The sequence below is a fragment of the Actinophytocola sp. genome (assembly GCF_035712165.1).
GTDB lineage: Bacteria > Actinomycetota > Actinomycetes > Mycobacteriales > Pseudonocardiaceae > DASYTH01.
The window spans coordinates 1-5,350 of the sequence record NZ_DASTBH010000110.1 but is presented as its reverse complement, the minus strand read 5'-3'; the positions used below and the strand labels follow the sequence as shown (position 1 = coordinate 5,350).

Annotated in this window: 5 protein-coding genes; all 5 read right to left on the bottom strand. The window is 72.7% G+C overall.

What is annotated here, in order from left to right; all coding sequences use genetic code 11:
- A partial coding sequence (locus VFO68_RS05630; protein WP_325157082.1) for a S8 family serine peptidase occupies nucleotides 1-2,378 on the bottom strand: 2,378 nt, incomplete at its 3' end.
- Between the two features lie 210 nt (nucleotides 2,379-2,588).
- Nucleotides 2,589-3,470 (bottom strand): hypothetical protein, encoded by an 882-nt coding sequence (locus VFO68_RS05625; protein WP_325157081.1) that lies wholly within the window; start codon nucleotides 3,468-3,470, stop codon nucleotides 2,589-2,591.
- Between the two features lie 13 nt (nucleotides 3,471-3,483).
- A complete protein-coding gene (locus VFO68_RS05620; RefSeq protein ID WP_325157080.1) occupies nucleotides 3,484-3,981 on the bottom strand; it encodes a SigE family RNA polymerase sigma factor in 498 nt (165 codons plus the stop codon).
- Between the two features lie 62 nt (nucleotides 3,982-4,043).
- The gene (locus VFO68_RS05615) at nucleotides 4,044-4,400 is read right to left on the bottom strand and encodes a spore germination protein GerW family protein (protein WP_325157079.1); all 357 of its coding nucleotides are present in this window, start codon (nucleotides 4,398-4,400) and stop codon (nucleotides 4,044-4,046) included.
- Nucleotides 4,397-5,350: amino acid ABC transporter ATP-binding/permease protein (locus VFO68_RS05610; protein ID WP_325157078.1), on the bottom strand; the 954-nt coding region annotated here is incomplete at its 5' end. The genes VFO68_RS05615 and VFO68_RS05610, both read right to left, overlap by 4 nt.

Genomic DNA, 5,350 nt, shown 5'->3' with positions numbered 1-5,350 from the left:
ACCGGGACCGCGTTGGTCATCGGTTCCGGCTGCAGCGGTATCTCCTGCGGGCTGGTCACCTTCGCCAGCAGCGGCGGCGCCACCAGGTCCCACTTGGAGTAGAACTCGAAGTTCCCCTTGGTCACCGTGGCCGTGGGGGAGGCGTAGCCGCGCCGGATCGGCGGGCTCAGCGTGAAGGAGCTGTGGAAGTTCCGTTCACCCAGATCACGGTGGTAGGACAGGGTGAACGTGGCCGGCGCGGTCGGCCGCCGGGTGTCCAGCACGATCTGGTTGGCGGTGCGGGCATCCAGGGTGAGGGTCCGGTCGCCGGTGATCTCCAGCTGTGGTTGCGCCACGGTCGCGACCTCGAAAGCGAACAGGTTCTGCGCGTCCGCGGTGGCCAGGAAGCCGACCAGGTTGTAGGTGCCCGGGCGGACCCGGAAGGTCACCGTGGAGCTGTCCACCGAGTAGAACAGCTGCGTGAACGCCCCGGTGTCGAGACTCCACAGCTCGGCCCAGCTGATCACCGCGGCGGGCCGGCCGTCCCGGGCGATCCCGGACACGGTGAGGTTGTACATCTCCGGCTCCACGTAGGCGCCGATCGAGGTGTGCACCACCGTGTCGCCGGAGGTGGCGACCAGGTACCCGCCGAAGCGGTCCAGCGGGCCGGCGCCCGGGTCGACGGTCACGGTCACGTCGGCCGCTCCGCCGGCCGGAACGGTCAGGTTCGGCCGGCTGAGCGTGAACATCCCGTCCGGCGCCGGGCCGCTGTCCTTTCCGGACAGTCGCAGGGCAAGCTCGAAGGTGACGTCGTCCTCGGTGTCGTTGGTGTAGGTGACCGTGCGGCTGACCGGTTCCTGGCCGGTGTGCGGGAACGGGAAGAAGCCGAGGTTCAGGGTGCCGGGGCTGGCGTACACCCGCTGCCGGTGGGCCCGGGCGACGTCGAGCCGCCCGCCACCCTGCTCGTAGACGGTCTGCCCGGCCTGCGTGCTCGACGTGGTGATCAGCGTGTCCTTGAGCTGCCGGTTGGTGTGGTCCGGAAACCGTTGCGCGAGAATGGCGGCCGCACCCGCCACGTGCGGCGTGGCCATCGAGGTCCCGGACAGTTGCTGGTAGTCGCCGTCCACGATCGGCCCGAGGTTGGTGCCCTCCGCCCGGGCGGCCACGATGTCGACGCCCGGCGCGCTGATGTCCGGCTTGATCCCGAAGTCGCCCAGCCGCGGTCCCCGGCTGGAGAACCCGGCGAGCGCGTCGTGCTTGTCCACCGCGCCAACGGTGAGCGCCTCGTCGGCCCAGCCGGGGCTGGCGATGGTGGACTCCCCGTTGCCCAGGTTCCCCGCCGCCACCACGATCAGCATGCCGGACGAGCGGCTGATCGAGTCCACCGCCTGGATGAGCGGATCGATGGTGCCGTCGGCGGGGGCGCTGCTGCCCAGGCTCAGGTTGGCCACGTCGGCACCCTGCGCGGCCGCCCATTCCAGCCCTTCGATGATCTGGTCGAAGGTGCCCGAGCCGAAGCTGTTGAGCACCTTCGCGTTGATCAGACCCGCGCCCGGCGCGACACCCTTGCGCACCGTCGGGGCGCCTTCGCCGGTGCCGGCGACGATCGAGGCGACGTGGGTGCCGTGGCCGAAGTGGTCCAGCGCGTCGGCGTCGTCGGAGAAGTTGGCCTCGGCGATCACCTTGCCCTGGTCCAGGTCCGGGTGGGTGGCGTCGATGCCGGTGTCCAGCACGGCGACCCGCACGCCGGTTCCGTCGTAGCCGGCCGCCCAGGCCTGCGGCGCGCCGACCTGCGGCACGCTGTCGTCGAGGGTCACCTTCGCCCTGCGGTTGAGCCAGATCCTGGCCACCGCGGCCGCGGCCGGGCTGACCTCGCCGTCCGCGCCGGCCAGGGCACCCCAGAAGGTCGCCGCGCTGTCCTTGGGTTCCAGCACGGACCGGGCGTTGATGCTCTCCAGGCTGAACCGGGCGGAGGTGCCGGCCGGCGCGGCGGCCGGGGCGAGCCCCGGCTGATACTGGACGATCAGGGGAATGCCGGCGCTGTGGCCGTCGTCGTAGCCGTTGTCCACCAGCGCACTGACGTTGAACAGCTCGCCGTCCAGTTTTCCGTTGGCCACCAAGGGCATCGCGTCCGTGGGCAGTACCTGCAGCGCACCGCCCACCCGCCGGGTGGCGAAGCTGACGTTGCCCCGCCCCGGCCCCGGCCGGACGGTCGCCGTCGCGTTGCCATCGGACATCCGGTGCAGCTCAACGACATCACCCGTGATCAGCGTGACCTGATGTCGGGTCACCACCGCCGGGCCGGGGTTCGCCGGCTCGGCACCGGCCGGACGGGTGGGCACCACGATGAACGCCGCGGCAACAGGGATCGCCAGCGCGGCTGCGACGAACCTCGGCATCCCTCGACCCTCGCACACTCCCACCAACGACTACAAGCAGTCGGCAACCGATTACCGAGCTGGGAGTTGGGGGCTTTGGACCCTGCCGGGCAACAGTGGGGGTAGTGGATCCTGTCGGATGGCCGCCCGAGATCGGGTCCGGATCCGCAGCAGGCCATGTTGCCAGCGCGGACGCCGCAGCACCGGAACCGCTCTCGGGCGGCCGACCATTCACGGGCTCAGGACGTGCTCCACCAGCATGGCGATCTCGACGAGTTGCTTGTGGTCGAGCGGTGGGTCCGACTGGGGCGGGGCGACACCCGCCGCGGCGTCGTCGGCGACGTTCTCCGCCTGGATGGTGACCATGGTGTTGTCGAGGTGGGTGACGTCCACCCGGTTGACGAGCGCGCCGCTCTCCAGCCGACGGGTGGTGGCGACGATTGTGCCGCCGGTGACACTGGTCCACTCCTCGCAGCTGGCCTCCTGGGTGGAAGCGATGCCCGGGTCGCACTTCGTGCGCAGCCCGGCCACCCCGATGACCACCATCAGGTTGCCGGTCCCGGTCCTTCCGACCACGTTGGCCCTGGCCGTGTAGAAGGAGGAGTCGCACGCGGAACTCTTCGGCCCCGCCGGATCGACGACGTAGTAGACCTCCAACGGGCCGTGCCGCCGGCCCTCGGGATAGACCGCCGACGCACTCGCCGTCAGTTGGGAGCCGGGCCGCAGCACGGCACGCACCGCCGGGCCGAGCGCCGCGGTCAGCCGGGCCGCCATCGCCGCCCGCTCGTCCAGGCCGGGGGGATTCTCGGTCGTGGGCGGGGCCGCCCGCCGGCTCACCAGGTCGCAGGGCGGCGGGGAAACCGGGGTGGTGCTGAGGGCGGGGGGCCGGGTCGTGGGCTGGGCGCCGACGAGCGCGCTGCCGCCTTCGTCGTCACCGGGCAGCAGGACCGCGGCGCCGATGGTGACCGCGACGACGGCCGCGGCCGAGGCCACCCAAGGGTTTGCGGCCCGGCGAACCCATCCCGCGCGGCGTTCCCGGGCGATGATCGCGTCCACGTCGACGGTGGACGGCGGCACCTCCCCGATGGCCGCCTCGAACAGTTGCTTGTCCATCTCGCTCTCTCCGCTAGTCGGCTACGGGCAGTCCGGTGATCCGGGCGCGCAACGTCTCGAGCCCCCGCGCGGTCTGGCTCTTGACGGTTCCGGTGGAACAACCGAGGATCTCGGCGGTCTCGGCCACCGAGAGATCGCAGTAGACACGCAGCACGACTGTGGCCCGCCGGCCCGCCGGCAGGCTGTCCAGCAGATCGAGCACGGCGGCCCGGTCGACCACCGTCTGCGCCGGCGGGGCCGCCAGTTCCGGCAGTTCCTCGGTGGGATGCTCCCGCCGCCACGGCCGGCCCTGCTCGTCCAGCCAGGTGCGGACCAGGATCCGCCGCACGTAGGCGTCCAGGTATTCGGCGTCCCCGACGCGGTGCCAGTGCCGGTACAGCTTGCCGAGCGTGATCGCCACCAGGTCGTCGGCGGTGTGCCAGTTCCGGCAGAGCAGGTACGCGGTGCGGCGCAGGGGGTCCATCCGCGCCGTGACATAGTCCCGGTACCCGGCTTCTTCGGACCGCTTCACCCAACCTCCCGTGTCGTGCCTCTAGCCCGTAAACGACGCCGGATAGCGGGGAGGTTGCCGGCTCAGCCGGATGACTCGATCTCGCCGGCGGCACGGCGGCGGGCGATGCGGGTGCCGATGAACAGGCCGGCCAGGGCGATCACGCCCACGGTGGTGATCAGCCGGTTGACGTCGACCGCCGGCTCCCAGCGCACCTCGCCGTTCTTGATGATGAACGCGCCGGCCGGCTTGGCGGTGACCCCGAAGCCGCCGCCCTGTCCTTGCTTGCCCTGCTCGTCGCGGCCGCCGCCGCCGCCTCCGCCGCCCATGACGGTCGCGGCCGGGATCACGGTGACCCCGTCCTTCTCGTACGGCTCGCCGTAGACCATCGTCACCTGCAGCGAGTCCTTGGCCTTGTTGATCAGCTCGTCGAGTGTCATCCACAGAGCCTATGAGGCACCGGAACGGCGTTGGCCGGCCGGGCAAGCGTGATCACCGGCAGGTCCGGGAAGTCCTCCGGGCGGTGTGTGACGATCAGTGCGGCCCGCCCGGCGGCCAGCGCCCGCAGATCGGCGGCCAGTTCGCCCGCGGTGTGCCCGTCCAGGTGTGCGGTGGGCTCGTCGAGCAGCAGGACCGGCCGGTCGGCGAGCAGCGCCCGGGCCACCCCGATGCGCTGGCGTTCCCCGCCGGAGACCGCCGTGCCGTGCGCCCCGAGGGCGGTGTCCAGCCCCCCGGGCAGGCTGTCCAGCCACCCGCCCAGCCGGGCCTGGCGCAGCGCCGCCCGGAGGTCGTCGTCGCCGCAACCGGGCCGGGCGAGCAGCAGGTTCTCCCGCAGCGAACTGTCGAACAGGTGGGTGTCCGGGCCGCACCAGGCCATCCGGGCGCGCACGTCGTCCGGCGCGGCGTGGCGGGTGTCCAGGCCGTCCAGGGTGATCCGGCCGGCGGACGGGTCGAGGTTGCGCAGCACGGCCGCGATCGTGGTGCTCTTGCCGGCCCCGGACGGTCCGGTGAGCAGCGCACCCCGGTGGCTGCCGACGCGGAGGCTCAGCCCGGACACCGCGTCGGCGTCCGCGTCCGGCCAGCGCACGGCGAGGGCCTCGGCGTCCAGCCGGGCGGCGCTGCCGAGCGGTTGCGGGGCGGCCGGGTCGGTGACCGGGGCGGGCCGGGCGTCCAGGTCGGACAGCCGGCGGGCGGACTGGCGCGCGCCGAGCAACCGGGCCGCCGCCTCCGGCAGGGCGGCCACCAGGTCGGCGGCGGCCAGCGGGGTGAGCGCGAGCACCGCGAGTTCGGGGCCGGGCAGCCGCCCGGCGCGCACGGCGGCGATGCCGAGCAGCAGGCAGCCGATCGTGGTGGCGCCGATGGCGAACGTGCCGAGCGCCGCACCGGCGCC